This is a genomic window from Blastococcus sp. SYSU DS0828 (assembly GCF_054050975.1).
Map to the genome: position 1 here is coordinate 18,604 of NZ_JBJHAK010000015.1, position 15,553 is coordinate 34,156.

General features: G+C 76.0%; 12 protein-coding genes. 3 read left to right on the forward strand and 9 right to left on the reverse strand.

Annotated elements, in window-relative coordinates:
- Positions 1–73: 73 nt before the first annotated feature.
- A complete protein-coding gene (locus ACI79Q_RS13060) occupies positions 74–976 on the reverse strand; it encodes a DUF2510 domain-containing protein (protein WP_456589887.1) in 903 nt (300 codons plus the stop codon).
- A 63-nt stretch (positions 977–1,039) separates the two neighbouring features.
- Here ACI79Q_RS13060 and ACI79Q_RS13065 point away from each other — a divergent pair, with 63 nt between their 5' ends.
- Positions 1,040–1,840 carry a putative protein N(5)-glutamine methyltransferase gene (locus tag ACI79Q_RS13065; RefSeq protein ID WP_456589888.1) on the forward strand — a complete coding sequence of 267 codons (801 nt, stop codon included), beginning with the start codon at positions 1,040–1,042 and terminating at the stop codon, positions 1,838–1,840.
- 30 nt (positions 1,841–1,870) lie between these two features.
- Here the strand turns inward: ACI79Q_RS13065 and ACI79Q_RS13070 are convergent, their stop codons facing one another.
- Positions 1,871–3,283, reverse strand: a complete 1,413-nt coding sequence (locus ACI79Q_RS13070; RefSeq protein ID WP_456589889.1) for a M20/M25/M40 family metallo-hydrolase — start codon at positions 3,281–3,283, stop codon at positions 1,871–1,873.
- Between the two features lie 56 nt (positions 3,284–3,339).
- On the opposite strand from ACI79Q_RS13070, the gene ACI79Q_RS13075 reads away from it, so the two are divergent.
- Both ACI79Q_RS13075 and ACI79Q_RS13080 read left to right on the forward strand, forming a co-directional pair.
- Positions 3,340–4,191 carry an alpha/beta fold hydrolase gene (locus ACI79Q_RS13075; protein ID WP_456614815.1) on the forward strand — a complete coding sequence of 284 codons (852 nt, stop codon included), beginning with the start codon at positions 3,340–3,342 and terminating at the stop codon, positions 4,189–4,191.
- Between the two features lie 405 nt (positions 4,192–4,596).
- A complete protein-coding gene (locus ACI79Q_RS13080; protein ID WP_456614816.1) occupies positions 4,597–5,511 on the forward strand; it encodes a DUF4349 domain-containing protein in 915 nt (304 codons plus the stop codon).
- Positions 5,512–5,540: 29 nt separating this feature from the next.
- Here the strand turns inward: ACI79Q_RS13080 and ACI79Q_RS13085 are convergent, their stop codons facing one another.
- From ACI79Q_RS13085 to moeZ, 7 genes are all read right to left on the reverse strand, one after another.
- Entirely contained in the window at positions 5,541–8,924 is a 3,384-nt protein-coding gene (locus tag ACI79Q_RS13085) for an ATP-dependent helicase (protein ID WP_456614817.1), read from the reverse strand.
- The gene (locus ACI79Q_RS13090; protein ID WP_456614818.1) at positions 8,921–12,103 is read right to left on the reverse strand and encodes an ATP-dependent helicase; all 3,183 of its coding nucleotides are present in this window, start codon (positions 12,101–12,103) and stop codon (positions 8,921–8,923) included. Before ACI79Q_RS13090 ends, ACI79Q_RS13085 begins: the two co-directional genes overlap by 4 nt.
- 63 nt (positions 12,104–12,166) lie before the next feature.
- Positions 12,167–12,328: a hypothetical protein gene (locus ACI79Q_RS13095; protein WP_456589894.1), complete on the reverse strand. Its 162-nt coding sequence runs from the start codon at positions 12,326–12,328 to the stop codon at positions 12,167–12,169.
- A 36-nt stretch (positions 12,329–12,364) separates the two neighbouring features.
- Complete coding sequence (locus ACI79Q_RS13100; RefSeq protein ID WP_456614819.1) at positions 12,365–13,078, reverse strand: transglycosylase domain-containing protein; 714 nt, start codon at positions 13,076–13,078, stop codon at positions 12,365–12,367.
- A 53-nt stretch (positions 13,079–13,131) separates the two neighbouring features.
- Complete coding sequence (locus ACI79Q_RS13105; RefSeq protein ID WP_456589896.1) at positions 13,132–13,527, reverse strand: MGMT family protein; 396 nt, start codon at positions 13,525–13,527, stop codon at positions 13,132–13,134.
- A 29-nt stretch (positions 13,528–13,556) separates the two neighbouring features.
- A complete protein-coding gene (locus ACI79Q_RS13110) occupies positions 13,557–14,144 on the reverse strand; it encodes a TIGR03086 family metal-binding protein (RefSeq protein ID WP_456614820.1) in 588 nt (195 codons plus the stop codon).
- A gap of 214 nt (positions 14,145–14,358) precedes the next feature.
- Complete coding sequence (moeZ, locus tag ACI79Q_RS13115) at positions 14,359–15,519, reverse strand: adenylyltransferase/sulfurtransferase MoeZ (RefSeq protein WP_456589898.1); 1,161 nt, start codon at positions 15,517–15,519, stop codon at positions 14,359–14,361.
- Positions 15,520–15,553: the final 34 nt, after the last annotated feature.

Consider the following 15,553-nt stretch of genomic DNA (forward strand, 5'->3'; position numbering starts at 1 on the left):
TGGTGAGCCCCTGCTGCCGCGTTCCTCCTCCGGAACCCTCCGGGCTCCGCTCGTCGGTCGCCCGCACAGCTCGTCACTCCAACACCTCGACGGCGCCGAGGACCCGGTCGATGACGCCGTACAGCTCGGCGTGGGTGTTGGGGATGGAGACGTAGAGCAGCGCCGGGGCCGGCCGGCCGACGTCGATCAGCAGCAGCGCCGCCCGCTCCCCCGAGGCGTCGTAGCCCTCGACGTCCCACGCCAGCTGGAACTCGACGAGGTGGGCGGCACGCCCGTCGACGGTCCGGGGCTCGTCGCGCCGGATCTCGATCGTGTTCGGCCACGGGTAGTAGTTGGCGCGGACGCTGGCGGCCAGCGTCGTCACCGTGCTCTGCAGGGTCGAGGGACCCGCCCACCCGTATCCGTCGGCCACCGGCCCGGAGGTGCACTGGGAGATGAAGATCCCGCCGTCGGGCGTGGCTTCCTGCGTCGTGAAGTACTGCCCGGCGGTCGTGGTCGTCTCCAGCTGCCGGCCCAGGTCGAACTCCCGCCAGCCCTCGCCCAGGTACGGGTAGGAGATGCCGGCGGCCTCGTCGATGATCCGTACCGTGCCCGGCGGGAACGCCTGGCCGGGTGCCGGCGCGGGGGCCGCACCGGGCTGCTGCGCGGGAGCGGCGGTGGTGCCGCCGTCCCCGCCCGAGCCCAGCGACAGCACGGTGACGACGGCGGCCACGAGGAGCACCAGGACGGCGCCCGCGGCGACCCATCGCCGGATCCGCGACCGGGCCCCGGCGGGGGCGACGGGCGCCGCAGGGGCCACCGGCTCCGGGGGCCGCGGAGCCGCGGTCCGCGCGGCGGCCCGGTGCACCTCGACCCCGGGGCCGGCGGGCATCATGACGTCGGACCACGCGCTGCCGCTCCACCAGCGCACCATGCCGGGGGCGCCACCCGGGTCCGGATACCAGCCCGGCGCCGCTTCCTGGCCCACTCCGGTCACGGGCTCAGCGTAAGGGCGTGGCCCGCGGCGGCACCGTCGCCCGCGCCGTCGAAGGAGGCCGCCGTGCACCCCGCCGGAACCGCGCCCGACCCGGCGGTCGTGGCCCGGCTGCGGGCCGTCGGCTGCGTCTTCGCCGAGGAGGAGACGGCCCTGCTCGTATCCGCGGCCGGCGACGCCGCCGACCTGGCGCGGCTGGTCGAGCGACGGGTGGCGGGGACGCCCCTGGAGGTGCTGCTGGGCTGGGCGGAGTTCTGCGGGCTGCGGATCACCGTCGCGCCGGGGGTCTTCGTCCCGCGCCGCCGGACCGAGCTGGTGGTCCGCGCGGCCCTGCCGTTCGCCCGCCCGGGCGCCGTCGTCGTCGACCTGTGCTGCGGTACGGGAGCGGTCGGCGCCGCGCTCGCGGCGGCCGTGCCGGGCATCCAGCTGCACGCGGCCGACCTCGACCCCGCCGCCGCGGCCTGCGCCCGGGACAACCTTCCCGGGGTGCCCGTGCACGAAGGCGACCTGTTCGACGCGCTGCCGGCGGGGCTCCGCGGCCGGGTCGCCGTCCTCACCGCGAACGTGCCCTACGTGCCGACCGGCGCCCTCGGGCTCCTCCCGCCGGAGGCCCGCGACCACGAACCGCGGACCGCCCTCGACGGCGGCGCGGACGGGCTGGCGCTCGCCCGCCGGGTCGCGGCCCGGGCGGCGGAGTGGCTGGCGCCGGGTGGGACGCTGCTGTTCGAGTGCGGCGAGGGGCAGGCGCAGGCGGCGGTCGACGTCGTCACCCGCGGCGGCCTGCTGCCCCGGCTGGTGACCGACGAGGACCTCGGCGCGACCGTCGTCGTCGGCACGCTCCCGGACGACCTCCCGGGAACGCGGTGACGGCGTTCCCGCGGGAATGCCGTCAGGTCCTCAGCGCCGCGGCGCCGCGGCCAGCTCCCGCCACAGGTGCGCCGCCGCCTCCGCGCCGCGGTACAGCATCGGCAGCAGCACCCGCTCGTTCGGCGAGTGGATGCGGTCGGTGGGCAGGCCCGCGCCGAGGAACAGCAGCGGCGCACCGAGCGCCTCGACGATCGCCGCCTCGGGGCCGCTGCCTCCCTCGCGGGTGAAGAGCACGTCGGCCGGATCGCGGTCGAAGGCCTGGCCGATGGCGGTCAGCAGCGCGTCCATGTACGGGGAGTCCAGGTCGCTCGCGCACGGGGCGACGCCGCCCGGCGGCGTGTGCACCTCGGCCTCGATGCCGGCCGGGACGTTGGCCGCCACCCAGGCGCGCAGCCGCGGGCCGACGTCCTCCGGCCGCTGGTCGGAGACGAGCCGGAAGGTCACCTTGGCGTGCGCCTCGGCCGGGATGATCGTCTTGTGGCCGGGGCCGGTGTACCCGCCCCACATGCCGTTGACCTCCGCGGTCGGGCGGGCGCCGGTGCGCTCCAGGGTGCTGAAGCCGGCCTCGCCGTAGGTCGCGCGCGAGGCGGCCGGGCCGGCCAGCCAGGCCTGCTCGTCGAAGGGCACCCGGCCCATCAGCTCGCGCTCGCGGTCCGACAGCGGCCGCACCTCGTCGTAGAAGCCGGGGATGGTCACCCGGCCCTGGTCGTCGTGCAGCTTCGCGATCAGCTCGGCCATGGCGTGCAACGGGTTGGGCACGGCGCCGCCGAACGACCCGGAGTGCAGGTCCACCGCCGGGCCGCGCAGGGTGATCTCGGCGTCGGCCAGCCCGCGCATCGCGGTCACGGCACTGGGCACGTCGGGTGCGGCCATACCGGTGTCGCTGACGACGACGACGTCGCAGGCGAGCCGGTCGGCCTTCTCCCGGAGCAGGGCCTCGAAGTGCGGGGATCCGGACTCCTCCTCGCCCTCGATCAGCAGCTTCACCGTGACGGCGGGGGTGTCGCGGCCGGTCGCCGCCAGGTGGGCGCGGATGCCGAGCAGGTGGAAGGCGACGTTGCCCTTGTCGTCGATGGCCCCGCGGGCGTGCAGCTCGGGGCCGTCGGGGCCCTCGACCCGGGTGGGCTCGAACGGCGGGTGCTCCCAGAGCTCCAGCGGGTCGACCGGCTGCACGTCGTGGTGGCCGTAGACCAGGGCGACCGGCGCACCGGTGTCAGCGCTGGGCCACTCGGCGAAGACGGCCGGCGCGCCGGCGGTCGGCCAGATCTCGACGGTCGGGAAGCCGACCCGGCGCAGCGCGTCGGCCAGCCAGGTGGCGCTCGCGGCGACGTCGCGGGAGTGCGCGGGGTCGGCCGAGATGGACGGGATGCGCAGCCAGGCGTCGAGGTCTGCGTGCAGGTCGTCGAGGTGGTCGAGGACGAAGTCACGTTCGGCGCTGGTCACGGCGTCGACGGTAGTGCCGCCAGCGCAGCGCTCTCCGCCCGGCTAGCGTCCGGGGCATGCCCGGAGAGCTGCTGCGGACCGATGTCGGCGACCTGACCTTCGACGTGCGCGTCGACGGACCCGAGGACGGCCGGCCGGTGCTGCTCCTGCACGGCTTCCCGCAGACGTCGGCGTCCTGGGCCGCGGTGACGCCGCTGCTCACCCAGGCAGGTCTGCGCACCTACGCGCCGGACCAGCTGGGCTACTCCCCCGGCGCGCGGCCCGCCGAGGTGGGGGCTTACGCCATGCAGAATCTGGCGCAGGTGACGGCGGACCTCATGACGGCGCTGGAGCTTCCGGTGGCCGACGTGGTGGGCCACGACTGGGGTGCCAACGTGGCGTGGACGCTGGCCGCGTGGCACAGCGACAGGGTGCGGTCGCTGACCGCCGTGTCGGTGCCGCACCCGGCGGCGTACACCGCGGCCTTCCGGATCGACCCGGAGCAGAAGGAGCGCTCGGCCTACATCCGGCTGTTCTGGCAGCCGGGCAAGGCGGAGGAGGTGCTGCTGGCCGACGACGCGCGGCGGCTGCGCCGGATGCTGCTGGGCGCCGACGGCGAGACCGGCGTCTCCCCCGAGGCCGCGGACGAGTACGTGGCGGCGCTGTCGGCGCCGGGCGCGCTGACCGCGGCGCTGAACTGGTACCGCGCGATGAGCTCGGACATCCGCGTGGACAAGATCGAGGTGCCTACCACCTACGTGTGGAGCGACGCCGACGTCGCGATCGGCCGCACGGCCGCGCAGGCGTGCGAGGAGTTCGTGACCGGCGACTACCGGTTCGTCGAGCTGCCCGGGATCACGCACTGGGTCCCCGAGCAGGCGCCCGAGCAGCTGGCCGCGGCGATCCTGGACCGCGTCGCCTCGTCCTGAGCGCGCCGCCGCCGACGCCGACCCGCTCGCACCGGCCCCCGACGGCCCCCCTGCCCAGCAGTCCGGCCTGACGCCGTCCTGAGCACGATCGCCGACGACATGTCGACTCGTCGACGAGCCGACGTGTCGGCACCGGCTGGGCCCTCCGCCCAGGAGCCGCTGGGGCCGTCGCCCCCGCACGGTCGGCCGTCACCGTGCGCCGGGGTGAGCTCCGGTGCCCGCGACGCGTTCCCGCGGGAACGTGTCAGGCACGTCGGGCCGTCATCCCCCGGGAAGACACCCGAGGGGAAGGATCGCACCGCCATGGCCGGACGACGGATCCGCGCGGGGCTCGTGACAACCGTCCGCGTCGCGATCGGGCATCGACGCCGGTCGGTGGCGGCCCAGCGGCCTGCGGTCCGGCCCGTGCGGCGCTTCCTCGGCGCGGCAGCCGCGGCCCTGGCACTGGCGCTGCTGGCCGGCTGCACGGGCTCGCCGGGCGCGGAGTCCGGTAGCGCGGACGGCGGTGCCGGCGGGGGCGCGGTCGCTCCCGTGCCCGCGATCGCGGGGGATCTCGGAAGTGCGCCGGACGACCCGCTCGAGACCGATGGCGACCGGCAGGTGGTGACCACTGCCAGCGCCTCCGTGGCGGTCGAGGACCCGGCCGAGGGCGCCCAGCAGGTGAGCGAGCTGGTCGAGTCCGTCGGCGGGCGGATCGAGGAGCGCACCGAGCAGACGGCGTCGGGGGACGGCACTCGAGGGGCCGTCGCCGAGCTCGTGGTGCGGCTGCCGGCGTCCGAGCTCACCGGTGTGCTGGCCGAGCTCGAGGACCTCGGCGACGTCGCGAACGTGTCGGTGTCCCACTCCGACGTCACGACGACGGTGGTCGACCTGGACGCGCGGATCGCGGCGCTGCAAACCTCCGTGGCGCGGCTGCAGACGCTGATGGAGGGGGCGGCCGACACCGAGGCCCTACTGGCCGCCGAGAAGGCCCTCTCCGACCGGCAGGAGCAGCTGGAGTCGCTGCTGTCGCGGCGCGCGCTGCTGGCCGACCGGGTGGAGCTGTCGACGCTGCGCGTGCACCTGGAGCCGTTCGGCGTGGCGCCGCCCGGTGGGCCCGACGGCTTCCTCGGCGGGCTGGGCACCGGGTGGCGGGCCCTGGCGTCGACCGCCGGTTCGGTCGCCGTCGTCCTCGGGGTCGTCCTGCCGTGGGTGGCCGTCGCCGCGCTGGTGGCCGGTGCGGTCCTCGTGCCGGTCCGCCGAGCGCGGCGGCGAGCGCCCGCGGTGGCCCCGCCCCCGGCGACGCCACCCCCGGCCCCGCCCACCACGCCGCAGGGCTGACGGGTTCTCCTGCCGAGAGGAAGGACGGGTCAGCCCGTTCCGGTGATCAGCGCGAGCAGCCCGGACTCGTCGAGCAGGTCGACAGGCCGGATCGTCTCCTTGGCGGCCACGTGGTGGAAGCCGGCGCTCACCCGTTCGACCGGCACCCCGGTCAGCCGCGACCAGCCCAGCCGGTAGGCGGCCAGCTGGACACCGGCGGCGGCCAGCTCGCCGCCCGAGGGCGGTGGACCGGTCTTCCAGTCGATGACCTCGTAGCCGCCGTCCTCGCGCTGGAACACCGCGTCGATCCGGCCCCGCAGCGTGATCGGCCCCAACGGCGTCTCGAACGGCACCTCCACCTCGACGGGCTGGCGATCGGCCCACTCGCTGGCGAGGAAGGCCTCGCGCAGCTCGTCCAGGGCGTCGTCGGGCGCGGCGAGCTCGTCGCCGGAGCCGGGCAGCTCGTCGAGGTCGACCAGCCGCGCGGCGCCGAACCGCTCCTCCAGCCAGGCGTGGAAGGCGGTGCCGCGGCGGGCCTGAGGAGCGGGCGCCGCCGGCATCGGGCGGCGCAGCCGGCGGGCCAGCTCGGCCGGGTTGCGGCGGAGGGTGACCAGCGCCGACACCGACAGGTGGGAGGGCAGCGGGACGTCGACGGTCGGGCTCTCCTGCCGCGCCCGCTCGCGCAGCAGCAGGTCGGCGTCGCGCACCCACTGCCCGACGAGCTCGTCCTCCCCGCCGAGCGACCGCTCGGGTTCCAGCGGGTGCGGCGCGGCGCCCTCGACCAGCTGCGCGGCGGCGGTGAGCGCCCGCCGGCGCGGCTCGGAGAGCGGGTCGGCCGGCCAGACACCGACCGGCCACTCCTCCAACGCGGGGTTGGTCGCGCCGTCCTCGGGCGCCGGGGCCCAGTGGACGACGGTGCCGGCGCCGGCCTCGCACGCCTCCCTGGCGGTGTGCAGCAGGGACGACGGCCCGCACGGCTTCACGCCGTCACGCCACCAGCTGCCCGAGCACAGCAGCAGCCGCTTCGCCCGGGTGACGGCGACGTAGCCGAGCCGGATCTCCTCGTCCCGGCCGAAGTCCTTCCAGTCCTGGACGTACTCCTCCAGGGCGTCCCGGACCACCGCCTGGTCACCGGAGCCGGGCACCGGCAGGCGCAGCCGGGGCAGCTCCTCCCGGTCGGTGAGCCGGAGGTCGACCGGGACCGCGCCCGGGTCCTTGATCCAGGAGTCGCTGGCGTTGGTGCGCGCCGGGAACTGGTCGGCGGTCATGCCGGGCACGGCGACGACGTCCCACTCCAGCCCCTTGGCCGAGTGCCCGGTGAGCAGCTGCACCGCCTCCGGGTTGACCGCCACCTCCCCGGGCTCCAGGCCGCGTTCCCGCTCCTCCGCGTCGCGCAGGTAGCCCAGGAACGCCGGCAGCGAGGGCAGCTCGGCCAGCTCGGTGAACTCCGCCGCGACACCGTGCAGCGCATCCAGGTGGGCGCGGGCCCCGGCGGGGCTGATCCCCGGCGCGCTGGCCAGCTCGGTCTCCAGGCCCAGGGTGCGGGCCACCTCGTCGACCAGGTCGGGCAGCGACTCCCCGATCCGGCCGCGCAGGTGGGCGAGCTCGGCACCCAGCCGGCGCAGCCGCCGGTAGCCCGCGGGCGAGTACTGCGCGGCGTCGCCGAGGTCGTCGAGCGCCTCGACGATGCTGCCGCGCTCCTGCGGCACCTCGACCGCCCCGGCCTCCGCGCCCTCGGCCGGGCGGGCCGGCCGGCGCGCGTGCACGAGCGCGCGGGCGCGGGCCTCGAGGGCGGCGAGGTCGCGGGGGCCGATCCGCCAGCGGGCACCGGTGAGCAGCCGGCCCATCGCGTCACCCGCCGTCGGGTCGACCAGCACGGTGAGGGTGGCGACGACGTCGGATACCTCCGGCACCTCCAGCAGGCCGCCCAGCCCCACGACCTCGACCGGCAGTCCGCGCTCGCGCAGGGCCGCCGCGATGCCGGGCAGCTGCTTGCGGGTGCGCACCAGCACGGCCATCGACGGCGGGCGGTGCTGCCCGTCCTTCGCCGGGACGGCGGGGTCCGCGCCGTCCCAGCAGGCGGCCAGCCGGTCGGCCAGGGCCGCGGTCTCCTCGGCGACGGTCTCGTACAGCCCGACGGTGACCGAGCCGCGGCCGGCGGTGGGCGCCGGGGCGAGGTCGGGCAGCGGCTGCGCTGGCTCGGGCAGCATCGCCGAGACGGCGTTGGCCACCGCCAGCACCGCCTCGTCGTTGCGCCAGCTGGTGGCCAGCGTCAACCGCTGCGCGGCGCGGCCCGGACGCCCGGGGAAGGTGCGGGCGAAGCGCTCGATGGTGCCGGCCGAGGCCCCGCGCCACCCGTAGATGGACTGCCGGGGATCACCGACGGCGAGCACCGGGTGGCCGCTCGCCCCGCCGAAGAGCGCCTCCAGCATGCGCAGCTGCCCGACGCTGGTGTCCTGGTACTCGTCGAGGAGCACCACCTTCCAGCGGGCGCGCTCGCGCCGGCCGACCTCGGGCGCGGCGACGGCGATGCGCGCGGCGTGGGCCACCTGGTCGGCGTAGTCGATGGAGCCCAGGGCACGCTTGCGCGCCTCGAACGCCTCGACCAGCGGCAGCAGCGCCACGCGGGCCTTCTGCCGGGCGAGCATCTCGGCGACCGCGGCGTAGGGCCCCTTCTTCCTCGGGGCGTCCGCGTAGCCGGCGATCTGCGCCTCCAGCCGCGCCGTCCAGGTGCGCAGGGCCGCGGGGGTCACGTCGTGCTCGCCCATCTCCGCGGCCAGCGCCAGCACGTCCTCGACGGTGGTGAGCAGGGTGAGCGGGACGTCGGCCATGTCGCCGGTCCAGGCCGCGACGACGGTGGCCGCCTGCCCCCAGCACATCGCCGGGCCGAGCACCCCGGCGCCGGGCTCCACCCCGATCCGCAGGCCGTGCTCGGCGACCAGCGCGGCGGCGTAACCGTGGTAGGTCGAGACCGTGGGCTGCGCGATCGCCAGCCGTTCGCGCAGGTCGTCCTCGGTCTCCGGGTGGCGGGCCAGCGCACCCAGGCGCAGCCGGATGCGCTCGTTGAGTTCGCTGGCGGCCTTGCGGGTGAAGGTGAGGCCGAGGATCGCCTCGGGCTCGACGATCCGGTTGGCCACCAGGTAGGAGACCCGCGCGGCCATCGTCTCGGTCTTGCCCGACCCGGCCCCGGCGACGACCACCAGCGGCCGGTCCGCGGGCGCGGAGACGACGCCGGCCTGCTCGTCGGACGGGGCGTAGGACAGCCCGCAGCGCGCCGCCACCTCCGCGGGCGTGAGCAGCCGGCGGGGCGCGGGTTCCGCTGCGGGGACCTCCGCCAGCAGGTCCTCGAAGGACAGTTGAAGGACCCCGTCCTCCTCCCCGCTCGCAGGCTCGCGGCGAGCCTCTGGACGGGGCCGCTCATGCCTCGGGGTCACCCGGTCACCTGCCGGCCGGGCTCCTGCAGCGGGCAGCTGCGCCGCGCCGGGCAGCGCGAGCAGTGCGAACCGGTGCGCACCTCGAAGGTCGCCCCTCCCATACCGGCGCCCACCTCCGCGACGAGCTCCCCGGCCCACGTGCCCTCGAGGGGCACGTCGGCGGGCAGCGGCTCCTGGTGCTGTTCCTTGGCCTTGGCGCCGGTGCCGACCTGGAGCAGGGCGGCGCCGCCGGGGACGGTGCCGTGCCCCTCGAAGGCCCCGGCCGCGACCGCCACCTGGTAGGCCGCGAGCTGTCCGTGCTCCTCGGTGTTCTTCGCCGCGCTCTTCCCGGTCTTCAGGTCGACGACCACGAGCCGCCCCTCGGCGTCGCGCTCGAGCCGGTCGACCTGGCCGCGGATGCGGGCCCGCCCCACGACCACGTCGAAGTCGACCTCCGCGCCGACCAGCTCCCGCGGGTTGGCGGCGTGCCAGCGCAGGAAGCGGTCGAGCATGTCGTGGGCGTGCACCCGCTGCCGCTGGTCGGCCCAGCCGGGCCCGAGGTCGAGCTGGTCGAGCTCGGCGTCGAGCACGGTGCGCGCGTCGGGCGCGGGCAGCCCCTCGGCCACCTGCTGGGCCACGGCGTGGACGGCCGAGCCCACGGTGCGGGTGGCGTCGGGCGAGGCCTCGGCGCCGACCGCGCCGAGCACCCACCGCAGGGGGCAGCGCTGGAAGGTCTCGATCGCCGACGGGCGCACCCGCACCGGCAGCTCCTCGTCGACGAGCGGCGCGTCGTCCGAGAGCGGTGCGAGCCCCCACCAGCGGGCTGGTGCCGCACCGGGCACGCCCTCGTCGGCGAGCCGGCGCAGCAGCGCCGCCGCGGCGGAGCGCCGGGCCGGCGGGGTGTGCGGGTCGGTGACCGCCCGGCGCAGCTCGGCGACGAGCGCGGGCAGGGTGAGCGCCCGGGGCAGCTCGGTGAGCGGACGCCCGTCGGGCGGCGGCGGGGACACCAGGTCGAGGAACCGGGACGCCGACGCACCGACGTCGGCCCCGTCGAGGGCGCCCTCGACGGCGGTCACCACCAGCCGTCGCCGGGCCCGGGTGCAGGCGACATAGAACAGCCGCCGCTCCTCGGCCAGGGCCAGGGCGCGCCGGTCGGTCGAGGCGCCGTCGATGCCGGCCGCCATCTCCACCAGCAGCTCGGCGCCCAGCAGCGACGCGCGCTCCCGCAGGTCCGGCCACAGTCCCTCCTGCACCCCCGAGACGCAGACCAGGTCCCACTCCAGGCCCTTGGCGGCGTGGGCGGTGAGCAGCCGGACCGTCTCGCCGGCGACCGCCCGGGCGGCGCCGGTGTCGCCCGGCAGCTCCTGGGCGGAGAGGTGCTCGACGAACGCCCGCACGTCGGCCGACGGCAGCCGGTCGACGAAGCCGGCGGCGGCGTCGAACAGGGCCACGACCGCATCGAGGTCGCGGTCGGCCACCGCGCCCGACGGGCCGCCGGCGGCGCTCGCCCGGGCCCAGCGCGTGGCCAGGCCGCTGCGCTGCCACATGGCCCACAGCACGTCCTCCGCGGTGCCGTCCTGGGCGAGCGCGAACCGGCCGGCGTCCAGCACGGCCGCCACCCGGCTCGCCGGGCGGGCGACGTGCTCGGGCAGCGCCTCCAGCAGCGCCGCGTCGGTTAGCGCGGCGGCGAGCGGGGCGCCGCGCTCCGCGGCGTCGATCCCCTGCTTCGCCAGCGCCGTGCGGACGGCGCGGCGGAGCCGCCGCAGGTCGAGCACGGTGGCCCCGCCCAGGGCGGAGGAGAGCAGCGCCTCGGCGCCCGGTTCGTCCAGGCCGGCGGGCGCGCCGTCCGGGCCGGGCAGCAGCGCCGACAGCACCCGCAGGAACGGGGCGACGGCGGGCTGGGCGGCCAGTGGGAGCTCGTCGGTGGAGACGGCGACCGGCACCCCGGCCGAGGCCAGGGCGCGCCGGAACGGCCCGAGCACCGCCGCGGTGCGCACGACGACGGCCATCTCCGACCACGGGACGCCGTCGAGCAGGTGCGCGCGGCGCAGCACGTCGGAGACGTAGGCGGCCTCGACCGCGGCCGAGCCGAACACGTGCACCTCCGCCTCGCCCGGCGGGATTCCCTCCCCCGCGGCCAGCCGGCGGTGCTCCCAGGGACCGGGCAGCCCCTCGGCCACCTGGCGGCTGATCCGCAGCAGCTCCTCGCCCGAGCGGCGGCAGACGCCCAGCGACACCCGCGACGCGGCGCGCCCGCCGGTGTGCCGGAAGCGCTCGGTGAACTCCACGATGCCCCGCGGCTCGGCACCGCGGAACGCGTAGATGGACTGGTCGGGGTCACCGACGGCGACCAGGTTCCCCCCGCCCCCGGCGAGCAGCTCCAGCAGCTCGACCTGCGCCGGGTCGGTGTCCTGGTACTCGTCGACGAACAGCCAGCGGGCGCGCTCGCGCTCCTGGCGGAGCAGCTCGGGGTCACCGGTCAGCTCGAGGATCGCCTGCCGGACCAGCTCCGCGGGGTCGTAGCCGGAGGCGTCACCCCGGGACGCCACCCAGAAGTCGCTGACGTTCTCGTACTGCTGCTGGAACGCGGCCGCGTGCACCCAGTGCTCGCGGCCGGTCTCCCGGCCCCAGGCGGCCAGGCGCTCGGCGTCGACCCCCCGCTCGGTCGCCCGCAGCAGCAGCTCCCGCAACTCCGCCCGGAAGCCCTCGGTGCCCAGCGCGGGCGCGAGGTCGTCGGGCCACCGGACGGTGCCCTCACCCTCGGCGTCACCCCGCAGCAGCTCGGCGACGACGGCGTCCTGCTCGGCGGAGGTGAGCAGCCGGGGCGGCGGATCCCCCCGCAGCACGGCGGCGCGCCGGAGCACGCCGTAGGCGTAGGAGTGGAAGGTGCGCGCCAGCGGCTCGCGGATGGTGCGGGCGACCCGGGAGGTGATCCGGGTGCGCAGCTCGGCGGCGGCCTTGCGGCTGAAGGTCAGGACGAGGATCTGCTCGGGGTCGACGCCGGCGTCGATGCGCGTCGCGACGGCCTCGACGATCGTCGTCGTCTTGCCCGTGCCGGGGCCGGCGAGCACCAGCAGCGGCCCGCCCGGGTGGTCGACGACGGCCTGCTGGGTGGGATCGAGCAGCGGCGCGGTGGAGCGCGGCGGCTCCCCCGGCAGCAACCGGTAGACCGGACCGCCCTCACCCCCGCGCTGTGCCACTTCTCGATGGAAGCACGGGGGTACGACGATCCGGGGACGGGCGGGGTGGATGGAGCGGGTGGGTCAGGCCAGGGAGTCCAGCAACGACTGCTCGAGCATCAGGTCGGCCGCGGTGGTCAGCCAGCCGGCCACCAGGAGCAGCGGGAATGCCTGCTCCCGGTCCAGCGACGCGGTTCCGGCGACCAGTCCGGCCTGGGCCACTGCCCTGCACGCCATGGTGTTCATGTCCATGTCGTCGGCAGCCGGGGACCGGAACTGGAGTCATCCGCCGGTGAGGTTCCACGGTTCGGCGGCGATCCGGTCGGCCTCCGACCGGGAGAGGGTTCCCACGGCCACCAGCCGGTCGAGCACGTGGGCCTGCCGGGCGGCCGCGCGCTCGGGGTACACGAAGGGGTCGTAGGCGCTGGGACCCTGCACCAGCCCGACGAGCACGGTGGCCTGCGCCCAGTCGAGCTCGTCGGGGGCCAGCTCGAAGTAGCCCTCGGCCGCCGCCTGCACCCCGTAGAACCCGTGGCCGAAGTACACGGCGTCCAGGTACATGCGGAGGATCTGGTCGTCGGTCCAGGTCTGGTCGAGCTTGACGGCCAGCACCAGCGATCGCGCCCTGGCCGGCGTGTCCGTGGCGCCGTCCTCGTAGAGCACCCGGGCCAGCTGGTGCTGCAGGGTCGAGCCGCCCAGGTCGCGCCCGACGACCAGCCCGAGCGGCGCCCGCAGCGCGCCGCGCCAGTCGATCCCGGGGTGCGAGCCGAACCGGCTGTCCTCGGTGGCCAGCAGCGCGTCGGCGATGCGCGGTGGCACCTCCCCGGTCGTCGGAGTGCCGCCGTGCTCCGCCAGCCGTTCGGCCACCCGCTCCTGGGCGTCGACCACGTCGGGGGTCACCGCCCAGCCGACGGCGAACGCCGCGCAGAGCAGGACGAGCACGCCGGCCACCAGGCGGACGCAGGCCCGCCGGATGCGGGCGCCGCGGGACCGCACGGGTCGGGACCGCGCCGGAGCGGGCGGAAGGGGCTGCTGCCGGGCCGGGGACGTCACCGGGTCAGCTCACCGTGCGGCCCGGTCGGCGCGCATCGCCCCGGAGGGCGATCCGGCACCGGTCCGCGATCATCCCGAGGGAGGACACCGCCGGCACCCCGGTCGGGCCAGCCGACGGCCGCCAGGTCCACCTTCCCGTTGCGCACCGGAACCCCCTCGCCGGCCAGCAGCTCCAGCTGGCGGGCGCGCACCGGCTCGGCGGCCGAGCCGTCGGCGCGCACCACGCGGTACCAAGGCACTGCGCCCCCGCCGGAGCTCAGCGCCCGCGCCACCCTGCGCGGCCCGACGCCCACCAGCCGGCCGATGGCGCCGTAGGTGCTCACCCGCCCGGGCGGGATCCGCTCCACCTCGTCGAAGACGGCCTCGTCGACGTCGAGCGCGGCATCGGTCACGCGCCCATCGTGGTACGCCGGGCGGTGGGTCAGAAGTCCTTTCGCCCGAAGCGGGCCAGCAGCCTGGTCTGCGGCGGCGCCGCCGGGGAGACGTCCAGCGGCGGGTCGAACAGCCCGGGCACCCCGTCCTCGGGGAGACGTTCGGCGTAGACCAGCGCGGCGGTCACCAGCTCGCCGTCCAGCTCGGTGTCGCCGCCCGTGGCCCGGGCGAGGTCCCAGGCGTGCACGGTCAGATCGGTGGTCATCTCGAAGATGTACTCGGTGGTCGGCGTCGGGCCCCGCGACAGGTGCACGGTGCGGACGAGGCCCTCGTCCTCGGCGAACGCCGACAGCGCGCCGTCGGCCGCGGACTCCCAGCCCAGCAGCGGATCGTCGCCCAGGAGGTCGGTGGTGTCGTCGGGGAACCGGCCCTCGATCACGTCGTAGGGCTCACCGGCGAGCAGCGGGGGCACCCACAGCGCCTCGTTCACCAGGTGCGCCACCAGGTCGGCGACCGTCCACCCGGGCAGCGACTCGCCCTCCCACTGGTCCGGCGCCACGGCGTCGACCCGGTCGGTGAACTGGTTCTGGGCGCGTTGGAAGAGCTCGAGGAGCTCCACGGGCGAGAAGTCGGCCATGGCGCCAGTCCAACATGCCGAGGGCCCGGCCCGCCTCCCCTGGTGGGAAGCGGACCGGGCCCCGGTGAGCTGCTGGAACGGCCCCGTGGTGAGGGCCTGGAACGGCCCCCTCGCAGGGTCCCGGCCCGAGCGGAGCGAGGGTCGGGGGCGAGGGCGGCCTCGTCCCAGGGCCCCGCGGCGCGCGAAGCGTGTCGCGGGGAGGGACAGGGTCCTCTCAGTAGGTGGGCAGCGCCTTGTCGATGCGGGTGGCCCACGCCGTCACGCCGCCCTGGACGTGCACGGCGTCCTTGAAGCCGGCGTTCTTGACCGCGGCGAGCGCCTCGGCCGAGCGCACGCCGGTCTTGCAGTGCAGCACGATCGGCTTGTCCTGCGGCAGCTGCGCCAGGGCACGGCCGGAGAGGATCTCGTCCTTGGGGATCAGCGTGGCGCCGGGGATCGAGACGATCTCGTACTCGTTGGGCTCCCGGACGTCGATCAGCTCGAACTCCTTGCCGGCGTCCATCATGTCCTTGAGCTCGTCGACGGTGATCGTCGAACCCGCGGCCGCCTCCTGGGCCTCCTCGGAGACGACGCCGCAGAACGCCTCGTAGTCGATGAGCTCCGTGATCGGCTCGCCCTCGGGGTCCTTGCGGACCTTGATCTCGCGGAAGGTCATCTCCAGGGCGTCGTAGACCATGAGCCGGCCGAGCAGCGTCTCGCCGATGCCGGTGATGAGCTTGACCGCCTCGGTCGCCTGGATCGCGCCGATGGTCGCGCACAGCACGCCGAGCACGCCACCCTCGGCGCAGCTGGGGACCATGCCGGGCGGCGGCGGCACGGGGTAGAGGTCGCGGTAGTTGGGGCCGTGCTCGTTCCAGAAGACGGAGACCTGGCCGTCGAACCGGTAGATCGAGCCCCACACGTAGGGCTTGTTCAGCAGCACGCACGCGTCGTTGACCAGGTAGCGCGTGGCGAAGTTGTCGGTGCCGTCGACGATCAGGTCGTACTGGCCGAAGATGTCGAGGACGTTGTCGCTGTCCAGCCGCGTCTCGTGCAGCCGGACGTCGATCAGCGGGTTGATCTCCTTGATGGAGTCCCGCGCGCTCTCGGCCTTCGACCGCCCGACGTCGGACTGCCCGTGGATGATCTGACGCTGCAGGTTGGACTCGTCGACGGTGTCGAACTCGACGATGCCGAGCGTGCCGACTCCGGCCGCGGCCAGGTACATCAGCACCGGCGAGCCCAGACCCCCGGCACCCACGGCCAGAACCTTGGCGTTCTTCAGGCGCTTCTGACCGTCCATGCCGACGTCGGGGATGATCAGGTGGCGGCTGTAGCGGCGGACCTCGTCGATCGACAGGTCGGCGGCCGGCTCCACCAGCGGTGGCAGGGACACGCTTGCTCCTTCACGTCGCGGACACGGCCCCACG